Source organism: Bacillus sp. GW821-FHT11D08, from assembly GCF_058808515.1.
The window spans coordinates 565,331-581,117 of record NZ_JBXARS010000002.1 but is presented as its reverse complement, the minus strand read 5'-3'; the positions used below and the strand labels follow the sequence as shown (position 1 = coordinate 581,117).

Sequence of the window (15,787 nt, the reverse complement as noted above, 5' to 3'; positions counted from 1 at the left end):
GCGAAAAAACATAAAAAAACCGCGGGGGACGCGCCCCTCTGCGGTTTTTTACTGCCAAGGCTTAATGAAGTTTTGCGTATAATACTTCTGATCAACGCCGACACCGAGGTGCGTATAATCCGGGCTTAACAGCGCCTTTCTGTGGCCTTCGCTGTTCAGCCAGCCCTCCACGGCTGCAGGACCGTCCACATAGTTGTAGGCAATATTTTCACCGGCCTCCCGGTATTTCACATCGCCTTTTTCCAAGCGGTCCTTCAGAGTCCCGTATTTCTTTGAGACGTGAGAGAAATACTTGTTATCCTTCATGTCCTTGCTGTGGCCGAATGCCACTTTTGCGGCGCCTTCGTCCCATTTCAGCCTTGCAAGTCCGTGTTTTACGCGGATGACATTTGTAATATCGAGAATCTGCTGTTCACTCGCTCGTTCAATATCGTTCCATTTTTTATCAGAAACAGGCTCGGGTTCTGTCAGCTTTCCTCTGTACATGACTTCATACGGCCTTTGTTTCACAAGTGTTTCCGCATCAAATGCCCTGATGCTTGACAGATTCCCGTCAAATTTGTCCATGTACAGCTGAACATACATTCCGCCTATCTTGACGGTGGGACGGGTATTGATATCTTCTTCAGAAAACTCGAACCGATACGTGTTTCCCTTGTCAGTCACATTGACAAAAGGAGAAACCTGCGTCGTTTTAAAAACTTCGCCAGTCGATTCGCCGATCTTAAACGGTTTTGCGTTAATGCCGCTTCCCGAAGCGTATAAAGTCACGGCTTTATCATTCAAAATACCGACTTGTACGTATTGGTCTTTCCCCTGGTTGTACACCCACCACTCGTAATCGTAGGCAGAAGGATCTTTCCGGGACGGTTCCCCAAGTTTCTTTTTCACATCGGCGGCAGATTTCCCCATGAGAGAAAGCAGTCCGGATGACGGCATTTTCAGCCGTTTTCCGCTCTCTTCTTCATTGGAAACCTGAGGCTCCTCCTGATCCGTCTTTTTCTGAGGAGCCGATCCATATTGTATAAACAGAACATACGCTCCGTAAATAAGCAAAAGGATAACGAGAGCCCTTGCGATATTTTTCAACCTCTCACCCCCATATGTTCAAACCGTTCTGTTTTTGTTTACTCTTATACAGTACAGCCTATTTGCATCGTCCGTGATTTATGTTTAATGGATAAACCCCTCCGGACCGCCGTCTTCAGAAATGTCAGACAGCACTCGGCCTGCTTGCTCATTTGATTGCTCGGCCAACGAAAGATCGCCGAGCGTAACAATGCCGACCAGTTTTTTATCCCTTGTGACGGGAATTCTTCTGAGCTGATGTTCAGCCATCAAATGGAGCACCTCCTCCACAGAGGCGTCTTCCTCTGCACTGATAACCCGCTCTGTCATTGCGTCGGTTATTTTTTGAGAGTTCGGCTTTTTTGAAGCAATTCCCCGTAATACGAGATCTCTGTCTGTCACGATCCCGACAAGTGTGGCGCCGTCTTCATCCACTATCGGAATGGCGCCGACATCTGCGTCTTTCATCTTCACCGCAGCTTCATATACATTATCTAATACTGTACAATATTGCAAGTCTGACGTCATGAGCTTATTGATCTTTGTCATTGCGGAATTCCTCCTTTTTTCTGCTACTATTGTCGTCAAATTTTTCATTTTGCATACTTTCACCGTATGAATCATTGAAAGTGTAACGCTTTCATACTATGATTGTCAGGAAAGGGCATTTTTAAAAGGAGGGGGAAGGTTTGAAGTTTGAAAACAGCGGTCTTGAAGGGGTAACAGCGGAGCTCAGCCGCTTGAATGATCTGATGGAAGGTAAAGGGCTCATTCTGGCTGGACAATGGGATTATGAAAGAGTGACTTACGACAAAAAGTTTTCAGTACCTGAGGGGACATTTTATCTGCGGATTCAAGGAACGGCAAAAGAGGGCGATGTCGGCGGCAGCCGGGCCGTGATTCAGCTGAAGGCCCCTCTTTTAGGAAAGCATTATTATCCGCACGGCGTAGAATACGGCAGCGCTGAAGAATTTCCGGAACATGTCGTCGCTGAAAGCAAAGCTTTACTGCTTGAATTGGAAGAGTCATTAAAAACAGTGCAAATGTAATAAAAAAGTACAGCATATTCTGCTGTACTTTTTTTCATGAGACGGTATGCTCGATATACGGCGGCTCTGACAGCGTATCTTTTTCCCGTTCCGTTCTGACCCACTGAAAAAAGATGACAGCCAAATATGTTCCGTAGACCGCCTCTTGAATGATTTTCATCAGTACTGCCCCAAGCTGCTGATCTTCCAGAGGAGGGAGCGTGTTAAACATCTCCGGTCCGGATAAAGGGATCTCCTCCAGCAAATCTAAAGGAACGCAAAGCTTCATTGCTTCGGCCCAAGCCGCCGGATCTGTATACGTGGCATACATGGGCGCCCCGCTGAACATAATGAGCGCGCAGGCCGGCGTTAACAGAATCCCGTCTGCCATAATATACCCCAGCTTCATTAAACCGCTGAGACGGGGCAGACCGTCCACCTTATGCACAAGCGGCCACCACATAAAAAACGCCGTTACAAAGATGAGTCCGTTCATCAGCGTGTGATACAGCGAATCCGTTTTGACGAAATCAAATATAAACGGGATGTGATACAGTGAAAAAATACCGTTAAACAGCACTAATGCGATAAGCGGCATTGAAAAGAACGAAAACAGCGGCTTTACGACAGGACGGAAGATCAGTTTTTTCCATGCCCAGCCGGGAATTCCGGAAATCAACAGCGGCGGTACGACTAAAAACAGAACCGCCATCTGCGTCATATGGGCGCTGAACATCACATGGCCCAATAAATCAACCGGACTTCCCGCAGCCGCGTAAAAAAATAGCGCGGAAAGCACAAACAGCACCTTCTCCTTAGCGGACACACGTCCTTTATGCCGGCTGCACCAGTAAAAGTAAACACCTGTTATCACGGCAGTTATACAAAACAGATATGGGCTCCACATTGCGCGAAACCCGAACATTTCCAAATTAATCAAATCTCTCACTCCCCGCCGCCCCGATTACCACCAAATAATCGTGACAAATGCAAGCACGGTGATAAACGCGACAAATATTCCCGAATACAGAAATAATGACGGCGCTTCATGCCCCTTCTGGCTCATATGCATAAAGTAAAACAGCTGAAAGATGACCTGGATGACCGCAAGCAGGATCAGAAACGGCATCGTAAACCATCCGGCAATGCCGTCAGCAGCCACCGTCAAAAACGCGACAAGCGTAAGGCCGATCATCAAACCGAAGGATATGACCTGATATTTCATCTCCTCGGCATTTTTCTTTTTTCGATATTCGAGATCCGTACTGACAGTCCCTCTGTTTTTGTTATCGTCCATCGTTATCCCACCATCCCCATCAAATATACAACGGTAAAGATAAAGACCCACACGACATCGATAAAATGCCAATATAAGCTGGCCACATAATATTTCGGCGCATTATAAAGGCTGAGCCCTCTTTTTGCATTCCGGATCATCAGCGCGCTGATCCACAACAGCCCGAACGCCACGTGTGCTCCGTGTGTGCCGACGAGCGTGTAAAACGCTGAGCCGAGCGCAGAGCTTGTAATGGTAAAGCCGAATTCGTGAGTGTAATGCATAAATTCATAGATTTCTACCCCTAAAAATCCTGCTCCCAATAAAACGGTAACCAAAAGCCACACCTGCATTTTTTTAAAGGAGAAATTTTTCATATGATACATCGCATACACACTCGTTAAGCTGCTCGTTAAAAGAAGCATCGTCGCGATAAATACGATCGGCAGCTCAAACATCTCAGCCGTTGACGGCCCTCCGGCTTTAGATTCCCGTAAAGCAAGGAATGTTGCAAATAGCGAGGCGAACAGAACCGTTTCCCCGCCGAGAAACAGCCAAAATCCCAAAAACTTATTTTTCCCCTCCAGCGTTGCTTTTTCAGGAGAAGCCGGAAAGGTTTCAGCCGTCATTTTTTCCTGCAGCTGCATTACGCCTTCACCCCTTTATCATCATTCGGCAGATCTTCTTTGTGAATATGATAGCCGTAATCATCGACCACAGAGCGAAGCAGCATGGTAAAGAATGTGATGCCGAGCCCTATGAAGATAACCGGAAGCCCCCATGAATAATCGGAGTGGTATAAAAACCCGAACGCTGCGACAAACAGCCCGAAAGATATGATAAACGGCATGATGGAGCCGTTCGGCATATGAATGTCCTCTACAGGCTCTGCAGGCGCCATCCCTTCATTTCCGGCCTGCTTTTCAATCCACAGCGGGTCAAGTCCCCGGACAAACGGAAGCTGTTTAAAATTATATTCCGGCGGCGGCGAAGAGACCGCCCATTCAAGCGTACGACCGTCCAGCCACGGGTCGTTCCCGACGTATTTCCCCTTTATTGAGGTATAAATAATATTGACGACGAGTAAAGCAGCCGCGCCCGCCATGAAAAACGCGCCGATTGAACTGATCAGGTTGCCGGTATCAAGCCCCTGGCCGGGCAGATATGTGTAAACGCGCCGCGGCATTCCCATCAAACCGAGGAAATGCTGAATGAAGAAGGTAAGATGAAACCCGATAAAAAATAAGACGAACGAAATTTTCCCCATCGTTTCATGAAGCACCTTCCCGAACATTTTCGGCCACCAGAAATGCACCCCCGCCAGGATGCCGAACACAACGCCGCCGATAATGACATAGTGGAAATGCGCTACGACAAAATACGTATCGTGGAACTGATAATCTGCCGCTGCGGCCGCCAGCATGACACCCGTGACTCCTCCGAGTACGAAAGAAGGAATAAAGGCGACGGCATACAGCATAGGCGTCGTGAATTTGACATTTCCTCCCCAGATGGTCAAAAGCCAGTTGAAAATTTTAATGCCCGTAGGCACCGCGATCGCCATCGTCGCAACCGCAAATATCGCATTAGCGATCGGTCCGAGTCCCGTCGTAAACATATGGTGAACCCAAACCATGAACCCGAGAAAGCCGATCAGCACGATCGCGAAGACCATAGACGAATAACCGAACAGACGTTTCCTCGCAAATACGGGAATGATTTCTGAAAAAATCCCAAAGGCGGGAAGAATTAAAATGTATACTTCCGGATGCCCGAAAATCCAAAACAGATGCTCCCAGATTATCGTATTGCCGCCCAATTCAGGATTAAAGAAATTCGTTCCGAACAAACGATCCAGCATCATCAGCGCCAAACCGACGGTGAGCGGAGGAAATGCGAATAAAATGAGTGCCGACGCCACAAATGTCGTCCACGTAAACAGCGGCAGTCTCATATACGTCAAACCCGGCGCCCTCATATTAATAATCGTGGCGAGAAAGTTGATCCCCGCAATCAGCGTACCTAAGCCTGATATTTGCAGGCCGAGCACGAAAAAGTCTATGCCGTGCCCTTTCGAATTCAGCGCAAGCGACGCGTACGACGTCCAGCCTGCATCAGGAGCGCCTCCTAAAAACCAGCTCAGATTCAAAAAGATGCCTCCGAAGAAAAACAGCCAAAATCCGAGCGCATTCAGAAATGGGAACGATACGTCACGCGCCCCGATCTGAAGCGGCACAACCGCGTTCATCAGCCCGAATAACAGCGGCATCGCCGCCAGGAAGATCATTGTCGTGCCGTGCATCGTCATAATTTCATTAAACTGCTGAGCACCCATAAAATCGTTCCCCGGCCTCAAGAGCTGAATCCTGATAAGCATGGCCTCAAGTCCGCCGACGACGAAGAAAAATCCCCCGGCGATCATATATAAAATCGCGATTTTCTTATGGTCAACCGTCGTCAAATAATCCCAAAGCAAAGAGCTTTTTCTTTGCTGTCCTGTAAGCGTATTCATCATTTACGACCTCCCCCCTGATATCTCCCTGTCCTCACTTGTTCTCCGCTTTCAGCCCTTTTAAATATTCATACAGCGCATCCGTTTCAGCGTCCGAGAGCTTCGGATAAGTGCCTGTCATTTTATTGCCCGGTTTAATGCTGTCCGGATTTTTCAGCCAGGCTTTTATATTCTCTTTATTCGCATCCTTAATGCCGGCCACTTTGACCCGTTCACCGAAGGTAGCGAGGTTCGGAGCCGTTCTTGCCGCTTCAGCCCGTTTATCATTGGGCTCAACCGCATGACAGCTCAGGCAGTTTTTTTCCTTAAACAGCTCTTCTCCTTGCGCGGCTAAACCGGAATCTGTTGTATGCTTATAATTTTTCATCGCTTTCGTCCATTGTTTAAATTCTTTTGACGGCAGCGGTTTCACTTTGAAATCCATCAGCGCATGTGAAGGTCCGCACAGCTCTGCGCATTTCCCGAAGAAATATTCTCCCGCTTCTTTGCTGCGTTTAGAATCGAAGGTCAGAAAGAAAGTATTGTCATTATCCGTATTCGTATCGATTTTTCCCCCGGCTGACGGAATCCAGAAAGAGTGTTTCACATCTGAGGACTTCAGCTTGAAATAGACGCGTTCATCTGTGGGAACGATCAGCTCCTGACTTGTCACAAACCCGTAATCAGGATACTCGAATTCCCACCAGTATAAATTCGCCCTTACATTAATCACGAGCGCATCCTCTGCTTTACGGTTTTTCTTATCCATCGGCGACGTATCCGCCAGCGCCAATGTATCGATGACAACCGGAATGACAAGAATAATCAGAAGCAGGATCGGAATAACGGTCCAGGTGATTTCTAAAAAACGGTTCCCCTCCACCTGTTTCGGTATCGTGTCTTCCCCTATACGCGACCGTCTGAATCTCACAATGACGTAAAAGAAAATAACTGCTACGACCGCAACGACGACAACCATGATAAGTGTGCTGAGCACCGTCAGATCATATTGTTTATCAGCCACTTCGCCGGCAGGCTTGAGTGTGGACAGAAACGGTTTTCCACAGCCGCTCAATAAAAGCGGCACTAAGGCTAATAATGATAAAAGACGCCAACGCTTTAACATTTCACCCAACCCCTTTTTTGAATCAGTACGAGATGCACAAGCAGTAAATCTGCTTCCAGCCGAAATACTTCTTTTCCTCATTTCTTAAAATATGAGATTTTTTACTTAAAATTCCATCTATGTATAAAAGCAAAGCCGCCTGATTAAACAAAAGGTCAAGGCGGCGTTTACTAGTTGTCATTGTTTGTTTTGGCGATCAAACAAGCTCATTATTTAATTAAAACAGCGTAAAGACCACCATCGCTACAAAATAAATGGTCATGTAATTAAGCGAATAGACAAACATAAGAGTTGCCCACTTCATGATGTTTTTCATGCGGAATCCCATCAGTCCGAGAACAAGCCATCCGACATTCAGCAAAGTGCCGAGAATGACGATCGGAAGACCTAGACTGCCGAGGAAAAATGGAAGCGGCAGCAGGCATGCGACCCAGACGATAATCTGTCTTTTCGTCACTTCAAAGCCGTGCACTACCGGAAGCATCGGAATATTCGCTGCTCTGTAATCTTCCGTCTTCTTAATCGCAAGCGCTAAAAAGTGCGGAATCTGCCAGATGAATAAAATCATGAATAAAACCCACGCGACAACACCGATGTGCCCTTCAACCGCTGTCCAGCCGATTAACGGCGGCACGGCGCCTGATACACTTCCGACAACCGTATTAATCGTATAACGGCGTTTCGTCCACATTGTATAAAGAACAACGTACGTAAACACGCCGATAAAACCGATGACTGCTGCCATCACGGTGGTCATCAAAAGCATGATAAGTCCTAAAGCAATGAGTAAAATTCCTGACCACAGCGCTTGATTCGGCTGAATCTTTCCGGTTACCGTCGGTCTTACTTTCGTGCGTTCCATTAAATGATCAATATCACGGTCGTAATAGTTGTTAACCGCACAAGAACCGGCGATGATCAAAGAAGATCCTATTAATGTAAGAAGCACGGTGTTTAAATTGCCTAAAAAACTCAGACCGGATATATGTAACGCAAGCCACATGCCGGTAAAAGTCGTAATTAAATTCGAATTGACGATTCCTATTTTGATAAGCGAAAGGAAATCCTTCCATGCCGTCGTCTCTTCAATCTGTCCGTCTATAGCTGTATCGTTTAAAATTCTGGAATTAGCCATAACGTAAACCTCCCTTACAAACCTAAAGCAGGTTTTTTAAGACCTGCAACTCTATCATACAAGATAATGACCTGTAAAAAAACATCCTCTTAAATATTAAACGAGAAACAGGAATTTATTTGTGAACTTTTTATGAATTTTACCAAATCCGCCGGTTTCATAATAAAGCGGTTACTTTATTTCTATCAGACCCATCTGGAATAATCAACCCCATTATCTAAGAAGTCCTGATTCTATTATATTTTTGTGAACAAACAGAATTGAGAATTGCCACAAAACACATATTCGCTTACACTTGGTACGTATATCATTTTGTCCAGTTTGTTAAGAAGGTGAATGTAAAATGAATAAAGCTTTGAAAGCGCTCGGCGTGCTGACGACATTCGTTATGCTCGTCGTGCTGATCGGCGGCGCTCTTGTCACAAAGACAGGATCGGGTCTCGGATGCGGAAGGCAGTGGCCGCTTTGCCACGGCCGGTTTTTCCCGGAGCTTAACGCCGCTTCTATCATTGAATGGAGCCACAGACTCGCAAGCGGTGTCTCAATCGTTCTCGTGCTGAGTCTCGCTTTTTGGGCATGGAGAAAAGTCACGCCTGTTTTCCGTGAAACAACCTTTCTCGCCATTATGTCCATTATCTTTTTATTTTTACAGGCGCTTCTCGGCGCATTAGCGGTTGTTTTCGGATCAAATGCGCTCGTTATGGCGCTTCATTTCGGCATATCGCTGATTTCTTTCGCTTCTGTTCTGATTTTGACGCTGCTCATATTCGAAGCTGATAAATCAGACAAAAAGCTCGTCAAGCCGCTCAGAATCGGCAGGAAAATGCAGTTTCATATGATCGGCCTTTCGATTTACACGTATATCGTCGTTTATACGGGAGCTTATGTGCGCCATACGAAATCAAGCCTTGCCTGCCCTGACGTTCCGCTTTGCAGCAGGCTGAATCACGGGCTTCCGTCCCATTTTCAGGAATGGGTGCAGATGGGCCACAGAACGGCAGCGCTGCTTCTGTTCGTATGGATTCTTGTCGCTTTTGCACATGCGGTGCGCTCCTACAAAGACCAAAAACAGATTCTTGGGGGCTGGATAGCGGCTCTTGCCTTTGTTGTATTACAGGCGCTCTCCGGAATCATGGTTGTTTATTCAGAAATGGCCACCGGCTTTGCACTTGCCCATTCGCTCTTTATTGCCGGCCTGTTCGGCGTCTTATGCTATTTCTTATTATTAATCGCCCGCTTCCGCTATGAATCAAAACAGCGGTACATCTGAGGCACATGAAAAGGCCGAAGCATTAGAGCTTCGGCCTTTTTACATCTAAAAAACCTGATCGCACACGAGGGCGGATCAGGTTTTTTTATGTTCATTTTTTACGCTTTTTCAATTTCGATCAGTAAATCGCCTGTCTGAATCGGTTCACCGTTTTTCACATGAATCTGCTGTATCGTCCCGGAGAACGGCGCCTGTACCGTCGTCTCCATTTTCATCGCTTCATTAATCATCAGATGATCGCCTTTATTCACCTTTGCCCCGGTTTCCGTTAACAATTTAATGACGGTTCCCGGCATGGATGCCGCAATGTGGCTTGGGTTTGTCCGATCTGCTTTTAATTTTTCCTGTACGGATGATTTAATGCTTTCATCTTTAATGACCACCTCGCGCGGCTGGCCGTTCAATTCGAAATAAACGACACGTGTCGCATCTGGCTGCGGTTCACCGATAGATACAAGCTTCACGATCAGCGTTTTTCCGCGCTCGATTTCCACTTCGATTTCTTCACCGAGTGTCATGCCGTAGAAGAAAGTCGGTGTGTCTAATACGGAAATATCACCGAAGCGTTCCGCCGTTTTAACATATTCAGTAAACACCTTCGGATAAAGAGCATACGCGATTGCGTCCTGATCACTCAATTCCATATGATGTGTTTCTTTCCATTCTTCTTTAATGCCTTCAAAAGATACCGGTTCAAGCAGCTCACCCGGTCTTACCGTGATCGGCGTCTGCCCTTTCAGAACGAGCTTTTGCAGTTTTTCCGGAAATCCGCCGTGCGGCTGGCCGATCTGCCCTTTAAAGAGCTCAACGACTGAATCCGGAAAATCAAGCGTTTCGCCTTTATCATAAACATCTTGTTCTGTTAAATTGTTTTGCACCATGTAAAGCGCCATATCTCCGACGACTTTGGAAGAAGGTGTTACTTTCACGACGTCGCCGAACATGCGGTTGACGACGCTGTACATGTCTTTCACCTCATTCCAGCGATCACCGAGGCCGACTCCTTTTGCCTGCTGCTGCAGATTGCTGTACTGGCCGCCCGGCATTTCATGATTATAAATCTCAGTATGCGGAGACTTCATCCCGCTTTCAAATTCACTGTAATACTGACGGACGGATTCCCAGTATTGCGACAGTCTTTCCACCTGCCGGACATCCATTTCAGGACGGCGGCTGTTTCCTTCAAGGGCATGATAAAATCCGCTTGCGCTCGGCTGTGAAGTCAGACCCGCCATTGAGCTGACGGCGACATCCACGATGTCCACACCCGCTTCAACAGCTTTGGCATAGAGAAAGACGCCATTGCCGCTCGTATCATGCGTGTGAAGATGAACGGGAATATCAATCGTTTCCTTCAGCGCTGAGACAAGTTCGTATGCGGCTTGAGGTTTCAAAAGACCAGCCATGTCTTTAATGCCGAGAATGTGCGCACCAGACGCCTCAAGCTCTTTCGCCATAGAAAGATAATATTGCAAATCATATTTCGTCCGGGTCTTATCAAGAATATCTCCCGTGTAACAAATCGCAGCCTCCGCCACTTTTCCGGTTTCACGGACGGCATCGATGGCCAGCGTCATCCCTTTTACCCAGTTCAGGCTGTCAAAGATCCGGAATACGTCAATACCTGACTCCGCTGACTGCCGGACAAATTTTTGGATGACATTGTCCGGATAGTTTGTATAACCGACGGCATTTGATGAACGAAGCAGCATCTGGAACAATGTGTTCGGCACTTCCTTGCGAAGATCTTCAAGGCGCTTCCAAGGGTCTTCTTTTAAGAAACGGTACGCTACATCAAATGTCGCGCCTCCCCACATTTCAAGGCTGAACAGTTCAGGCCACAGGGCAGCCGTAGGATTCGCGATTTTTTTCAAATCATTGGATCTGATCCGGGTTGCAAGCAGGGACTGATGGGCATCCCTGAACGTTGTATCGGTCAGGAGCACGGATTTTTGCTCTTTCACCCAGTCTGCAAGCCCCTCAGCGCCTCTTTCATCAAGGATCTGTTTCGTACCGCTTGCCGGCTTTTCCCCGATACCTAACGTAACGGTCTGAGGCTTATCAAATGCAGGTTTTTCTTTTTTCCCGATTCCCGGAAAACCGTTCACCGTGACATTGCCGATATAGGAAAGCATTTTTGTTCCGCGGTCCTTCTGTTTTGGGAAAACAAACAGCTCAGGCGTTGTGTCGATAAACGATGTGTCATATTGGCCCGTCAGGAATTTTTCATGCTTTGCCACGTTTTCAAGAAACGGAATATTGGTCTTAATGCCCCTGATCCTGAATTCCTGCAGGTTGCGGACCATTTTCGCTGATGCCTGTTCAAACGTCAGCGCCCATGTCGACAGCTTGACGAGCAGTGAATCATAATAAGGCGTGATGACGGCGCCCTGGAAGCTGTTTCCCGTATCAAGGCGGACGCCGAAGCCGCCGCCTGAGCGGTAAGCCATAATTTTACCCGTGTCAGGCATAAAGTCATTCAGCGGATCTTCAGTGGTCACACGTGATTGTATCGCATACCCGTTTGTAAAAATGTCTTTCTGCTCAGGGATATTGACGGCACGGCTGTGCAGTCCGTGGCCCTGCGCGACGAGGATTTGCGTCTGAACGATATCAACCCCCGTTATCATTTCCGTAATCGTATGCTCCACTTGTACGCGCGGGTTCACTTCAATAAAGTAAAATTCACCGCCCGCTACGAGAAATTCCACGGTCCCCGCGTTGATATAGCCGACATTTTTCGCAAGCGCCACAGCCGCTTCACAGATTTCGTCCCTTAATTCAGGCTGCAAAGATACACTCGGCGCCACCTCAATGACCTTTTGATGGCGTCTCTGAACGGAACAGTCCCGCTCATACAGATGGACGACATTGCCTTCTTTATCTCCGATCACCTGAACTTCAATATGCTTAGGATTTTCGATCAGTTTTTCAACATACACTTCATCGTTTCCGAATGCGGCTTTCGCTTCTGATTTGGCCCGCTCAAACGATTCTTTCAATTCGCTTTCGCTTCGGACGATTCTCATTCCGCGGCCTCCGCCTCCGAGCGATGCTTTAATAATAAACGGAAATCCGTGGACTTTTGCGAATTGTTCGACATCTTTTAATGTTTCAGCCGGTCCGTCACTCCCCGGAATAACGGGGATGCCGGCTTTTTCTGCCTGCTCCCTCGCCTTTACCTTATCTCCGAACATATCCAAATGCGCTGACGTCGGTCCGATAAATACGATGCCCTCTTCTTCACAGCGTCTCGCAAATCGGATATTTTCAGAGAGAAATCCGTAGCCCGGATGAATGGCATCTACGCCGTTTCTTTTTGCGATCTCAATAATCCCTTCAATATCAAGATACGCGTCAATCGGTTTTTTGCCTTCTCCCACTAGATAAGCTTCATCCGCTTTATAGCGATGATAGGAGCCCGAATCTTCTTTTGAATAAACGGCTACCGTTCTGATGTTCAATTCTGTGCACGCCCGGAAAATCCGGATCGCAATTTCTCCCCTGTTTGCTACTAACACTTTTTGGATGGATTGTTGTGACAAACTTTTCTCCCCCTTGGCCTAATAAATATGTAGTTTATAATAAAGGAATATCCGTCCTGTGTATACACTTGTTTTTTAGAGATACACAGTTTTTTCCGTCTGCCGTCTTTTTACCCCCTTAGACGGAACGGGCTCCCTCTTTTTCTTCTTTTCTGAGTACTTGACATGCATGCTGACATTCACCAATATACCGGCGCTCGTTAATAACAAAAACATTGATGACCCTCCGTAGCTGATAAACGGCAGCGGAACACCTGTGATCGGAATTAAACCGCTGACACCGCCGAGATTGATAAAGGTCTGAATCGCAATCATGCTGGATATCCCGATTGCCAAAAGGCTCCCGAACGGATCTTCACATTTTCTCGCAATATAAAAACCTTTTAACACGACAAAAGCCAGCAGTACAATGACAAACAGGACGCCGAAAATGCCGAGCTCCTCTGAAATAACCGCCATAATAAAGTCTGTATGCGATTCAGGCAGATAACCGTATTTTTGAATGCTTTCTCCAAGACCGAGACCGAAAAAACCGCCTGAGCCGATCGCATAATACGAATTTATAATCTGCAGGCCTGATGTGCTGGCGTATTTAAATGGATTTTCAAGGCTTTCAAACCGGCTCATACGCCCGGGTGTCAAAATATCGTCCCATTTCAGATAGATGATCGGGCTGACAAGGAGCAATACGATTCCCGCCATGAGAACCAGCCTGAGCAGGGTCCTTCCGCTGAATCCCGAACACATAATGACGCAAAACGCGATCAGACCGATAATCATCGCCGTTCCGAAGTCGGGCTGAATGGCGATAAGCGCACAAATAACTACGGTGACGATCACCGGCGGCGCAACCCCCGTCAAAAGCTGATCGATGTAGCTTTGTTTCTTTGCGTATACCGCGGCAAGGTACAGTATCAGGGTCAGCTTGACAAATTCCCCCGGCTGAATGGCCATTCCGCCGATTTTAAACCAGCTTTGCGCGTTTCCGGCAACATGTCCGAAAACAAACAGCGCGCAAAGCGCAGCCACTGACGCAAGCAGTATGAATTTCTGAATCTTTTGATGGGCGAACACTTTGTACGGAAAAACGGCCGCGATGATAAACAGCACAAACCCCGCGATGACGGCGAACAGCTGCCGTTTAAAGAAATAGTCGCTGCTCACGCCGTAACGCATAACGGCGGTAATCATGCTTGAGCTGTATACCATTACCAATCCGAAACAGCACAGCAGAATGATAGCGCATATCAATGAATAATCGTAAGATTTTAACATTCTTTTAAACATAACATCCTCTTTCCTGCTTAAAGCTTACGTTTAATACCTATAGCGTATTATATTTTACTATAATTCATAAACAATTTACGCAGTTTCTTTATAGTTTTTCGGATGAAATGCAGATTAAGAGACCGTCTTACGAAAAGAAGATGCAAAAAAAACGGTTTACGGTTATAAAAAAACCCAAACCGTTGAATAGTTTGAGTTTGATCATTTATTTTCCTGTAAACGCGTCATGCAAAGCAGACAGTTCTCTTTCAAGTCTGTCCAGCAGCTCTTTGCCGTCGTTTTCGTCAACTAATCCCAGGCGGACAGCAAAATCGATTTCCCTCGACAGTCCGAACATCTGAGTATCCAAGACCTCTTCATACAGAGGACATTGAGGCATCGTTAAGTTATCCATTTGTACTCGGATCAGCTTCAAAATCTTCTCAGCATCTAACTTCAACAGCTCGAATGCTTTCTGCTGATGGTCAACTATAATCTCTGAAGCCAAAAGTATCCCTCCGTTCCCCAGGCGAGTACCTAATTCTTCTATTTATCATAAAGGGTATCAGATGAAATTGCAAGAGAATTTAAGCAGATGTTATGATAAAAAATGTTTCAAAAAATACTCAGCCTGTATTTCTCAGACATGATTTCCAAAAGCTTCACACCCGCGATGCTGTTGCCTTTTTCATCAAGCGCCGGGCCGAATATACCGATTCCGAAGTTGTACGGCGAAATGCCCATGATTCCTCCCGAAACGCCGCTTTTAGCGGGAATGCCGACCTTGATCGCGAATTCCCCGCTCGCATTGTACATGCCGCATGTCACCATAAACGTCTTGCAGATTCTCGCCACATCTTTTTTAATGACCTGCTCCCCGGTTTCCGGATGCTTGCCGTCAAGGGCGAATACACAGCCGATTTTGGCTAAATCCAGACTGCTCATCTTAATCGCGCACTGTTTTGTATACAAATCCATGACCTCTTCAACATCGCCTTTAAAAATGTCATACTGCTTCATGTAATAACACATGGCCCGATTAATCATGGATGAACTGAATTCCGATTCCGCGACATGTCTGCAATATGTAATGTCCTGATTATTCGCAAGTCTTCTGATGAATCCGAGCAGGTAATCCAGGCGGTCTTTCGGCGAATGCCCTTTAATGAAACCCGTAACGATGAGAGCTCCCGCATTAATCATCGGATTTAAAGGCTTGCCCGGATTCACTGTTTCAAGCTTAATCATGGAATTAAACGGGTCGCCGGTCGGCTCCTGACCCACGCAGCTGAACACCTTTTCCTTTCCGTAATCCATCAGTACGAGCGCCAGAGAAAGCACTTTCGAAATGCTCTGCAGCGTAAATGTCCGGTCGGCGTCTCCTGCCGTCAGACATGTATTTTCCGCATGATAAATCGTGACCGAAAGGCTGTCTTGTTCAGATTCAGCCAGAGCCGGAATATAGTCTGCCACTTTGCCTTCTTCGGTCCTTTTTTTCGCTTCCTGAACTAATGCGTCCAGCTCTTGGTAATGCCGGCATACCATGTCGATCATCCTCACTTCGCTGCCGTTGTATACATCT

General features: G+C 46.8%; 14 protein-coding genes. 2 read left to right on the top strand and 12 right to left on the bottom strand.

Features of this window, described 5'->3' with window-relative positions:
- Nucleotides 1-48: 48 nt before the first annotated feature.
- The gene (locus tag AC1RRX_RS06480; protein WP_007409690.1) at nt 49-1,089 is read right to left on the bottom strand and encodes a CAP domain-containing protein; all 1,041 of its coding nucleotides are present in this window, start codon (nt 1,087-1,089) and stop codon (nt 49-51) included.
- 84 nt (nt 1,090-1,173) lie between these two features.
- Complete coding sequence (locus tag AC1RRX_RS06475; protein ID WP_032871405.1) at nt 1,174-1,617, bottom strand: CBS domain-containing protein; 444 nt, start codon at nt 1,615-1,617, stop codon at nt 1,174-1,176.
- A 140-nt stretch (nt 1,618-1,757) separates the two neighbouring features.
- On the opposite strand from AC1RRX_RS06475, the gene AC1RRX_RS06470 reads away from it, so the two are divergent.
- Nucleotides 1,758-2,117, top strand: coding sequence for a YugN family protein (locus AC1RRX_RS06470; protein ID WP_007409688.1), 360 nt, complete (start codon nt 1,758-1,760; stop codon nt 2,115-2,117).
- Between the two features lie 34 nt (nt 2,118-2,151).
- Here the strand turns inward: AC1RRX_RS06470 and ctaG are convergent, their stop codons facing one another.
- From ctaG to cyoE, 6 genes are all read right to left on the bottom strand, one after another.
- Nucleotides 2,152-3,036 (bottom strand): cytochrome c oxidase assembly factor CtaG, encoded by an 885-nt coding sequence (gene ctaG / locus AC1RRX_RS06465; protein WP_020953993.1) that lies wholly within the window; start codon nt 3,034-3,036, stop codon nt 2,152-2,154.
- Nucleotides 3,037-3,060: 24 nt separating this feature from the next.
- The gene (ctaF, locus tag AC1RRX_RS06460) at nt 3,061-3,393 is read right to left on the bottom strand and encodes a cytochrome c oxidase subunit IVB (RefSeq protein WP_007409686.1); all 333 of its coding nucleotides are present in this window, start codon (nt 3,391-3,393) and stop codon (nt 3,061-3,063) included.
- Nucleotides 3,394-3,395: 2 nt separating this feature from the next.
- Nucleotides 3,396-4,019 carry a cytochrome c oxidase subunit III gene (ctaE, locus tag AC1RRX_RS06455; protein ID WP_003154482.1) on the bottom strand — a complete coding sequence of 208 codons (624 nt, stop codon included), beginning with the start codon at nt 4,017-4,019 and terminating at the stop codon, nt 3,396-3,398.
- Nucleotides 4,019-5,887: a cytochrome c oxidase subunit I gene (ctaD, locus tag AC1RRX_RS06450; RefSeq protein WP_007611227.1), complete on the bottom strand. Its 1,869-nt coding sequence runs from the start codon at nt 5,885-5,887 to the stop codon at nt 4,019-4,021. The genes ctaE and ctaD overlap by 1 nt, the downstream gene beginning before the upstream one ends.
- Before the next feature lie 31 nt (nt 5,888-5,918).
- Nucleotides 5,919-6,989, bottom strand: a complete 1,071-nt coding sequence (coxB, locus tag AC1RRX_RS06445) for a cytochrome c oxidase subunit II (RefSeq protein ID WP_003154484.1) — start codon at nt 6,987-6,989, stop codon at nt 5,919-5,921.
- 217 nt (nt 6,990-7,206) lie between these two features.
- Nucleotides 7,207-8,124 (bottom strand): heme o synthase, encoded by a 918-nt coding sequence (cyoE, locus tag AC1RRX_RS06440; RefSeq protein ID WP_003154486.1) that lies wholly within the window; start codon nt 8,122-8,124, stop codon nt 7,207-7,209.
- A 343-nt stretch (nt 8,125-8,467) separates the two neighbouring features.
- Between cyoE and ctaA the strand changes: the two genes are divergently transcribed.
- Nucleotides 8,468-9,394, top strand: a complete 927-nt coding sequence (gene ctaA, locus AC1RRX_RS06435; protein ID WP_007409684.1) for a heme A synthase CtaA — start codon at nt 8,468-8,470, stop codon at nt 9,392-9,394.
- A 98-nt stretch (nt 9,395-9,492) separates the two neighbouring features.
- On the opposite strand, the gene pyc is transcribed toward ctaA, so the two are convergent.
- From pyc to glsA, 4 genes are all read right to left on the bottom strand, one after another.
- Nucleotides 9,493-12,939: a pyruvate carboxylase gene (gene pyc, locus AC1RRX_RS06430; RefSeq protein WP_020955775.1), complete on the bottom strand. Its 3,447-nt coding sequence runs from the start codon at nt 12,937-12,939 to the stop codon at nt 9,493-9,495.
- 75 nt (nt 12,940-13,014) lie between these two features.
- On the bottom strand, nt 13,015-14,226 hold the full coding sequence (locus tag AC1RRX_RS06425; RefSeq protein ID WP_020955774.1) for an FtsW/RodA/SpoVE family cell cycle protein: 1,212 nt from the start codon (nt 14,224-14,226) through the stop codon (nt 13,015-13,017).
- A 205-nt stretch (nt 14,227-14,431) separates the two neighbouring features.
- A complete protein-coding gene (locus AC1RRX_RS06420; protein ID WP_003154494.1) occupies nt 14,432-14,713 on the bottom strand; it encodes an Fpa/YlaN family protein in 282 nt (93 codons plus the stop codon).
- Nucleotides 14,714-14,820: 107 nt separating this feature from the next.
- The gene (gene glsA / locus AC1RRX_RS06415) at nt 14,821-15,750 is read right to left on the bottom strand and encodes a glutaminase A (protein ID WP_015239797.1); all 930 of its coding nucleotides are present in this window, start codon (nt 15,748-15,750) and stop codon (nt 14,821-14,823) included.
- Nucleotides 15,751-15,787 lie beyond the last annotated feature (37 nt).

Excerpts from the sequence above, each read along its gene's own strand:
- coxB (WP_003154484.1), bottom strand. The coding sequence starts at position 6,989 with ATGTTAAAGCGTTGGCGTCTTTTATCATTATTAGCCTTAGTGCCGCTT.
- AC1RRX_RS06425 (WP_020955774.1), bottom strand. The coding sequence starts at position 14,226 with ATGTTTAAAAGAATGTTAAAATCTTACGATTATTCATTGATATGCGCT.
- ctaD (WP_007611227.1), bottom strand. The coding sequence starts at position 5,887 with ATGATGAATACGCTTACAGGACAGCAAAGAAAAAGCTCTTTGCTTTGG.
- ctaF (WP_007409686.1), bottom strand. The coding sequence starts at position 3,393 with ATGGACGATAACAAAAACAGAGGGACTGTCAGTACGGATCTCGAATAT.
- glsA (WP_015239797.1), bottom strand. The coding sequence starts at position 15,750 with ATGGTATGCCGGCATTACCAAGAGCTGGACGCATTAGTTCAGGAAGCG.
- ctaE (WP_003154482.1), bottom strand. The coding sequence starts at position 4,019 with ATGCAGCTGCAGGAAAAAATGACGGCTGAAACCTTTCCGGCTTCTCCT.
- ctaA (WP_007409684.1), top strand. The coding sequence starts at position 8,468 with ATGAATAAAGCTTTGAAAGCGCTCGGCGTGCTGACGACATTCGTTATG.
- AC1RRX_RS06475 (WP_032871405.1), bottom strand. The coding sequence starts at position 1,617 with ATGACAAAGATCAATAAGCTCATGACGTCAGACTTGCAATATTGTACA.
- cyoE (WP_003154486.1), bottom strand. The coding sequence starts at position 8,124 with ATGGCTAATTCCAGAATTTTAAACGATACAGCTATAGACGGACAGATT.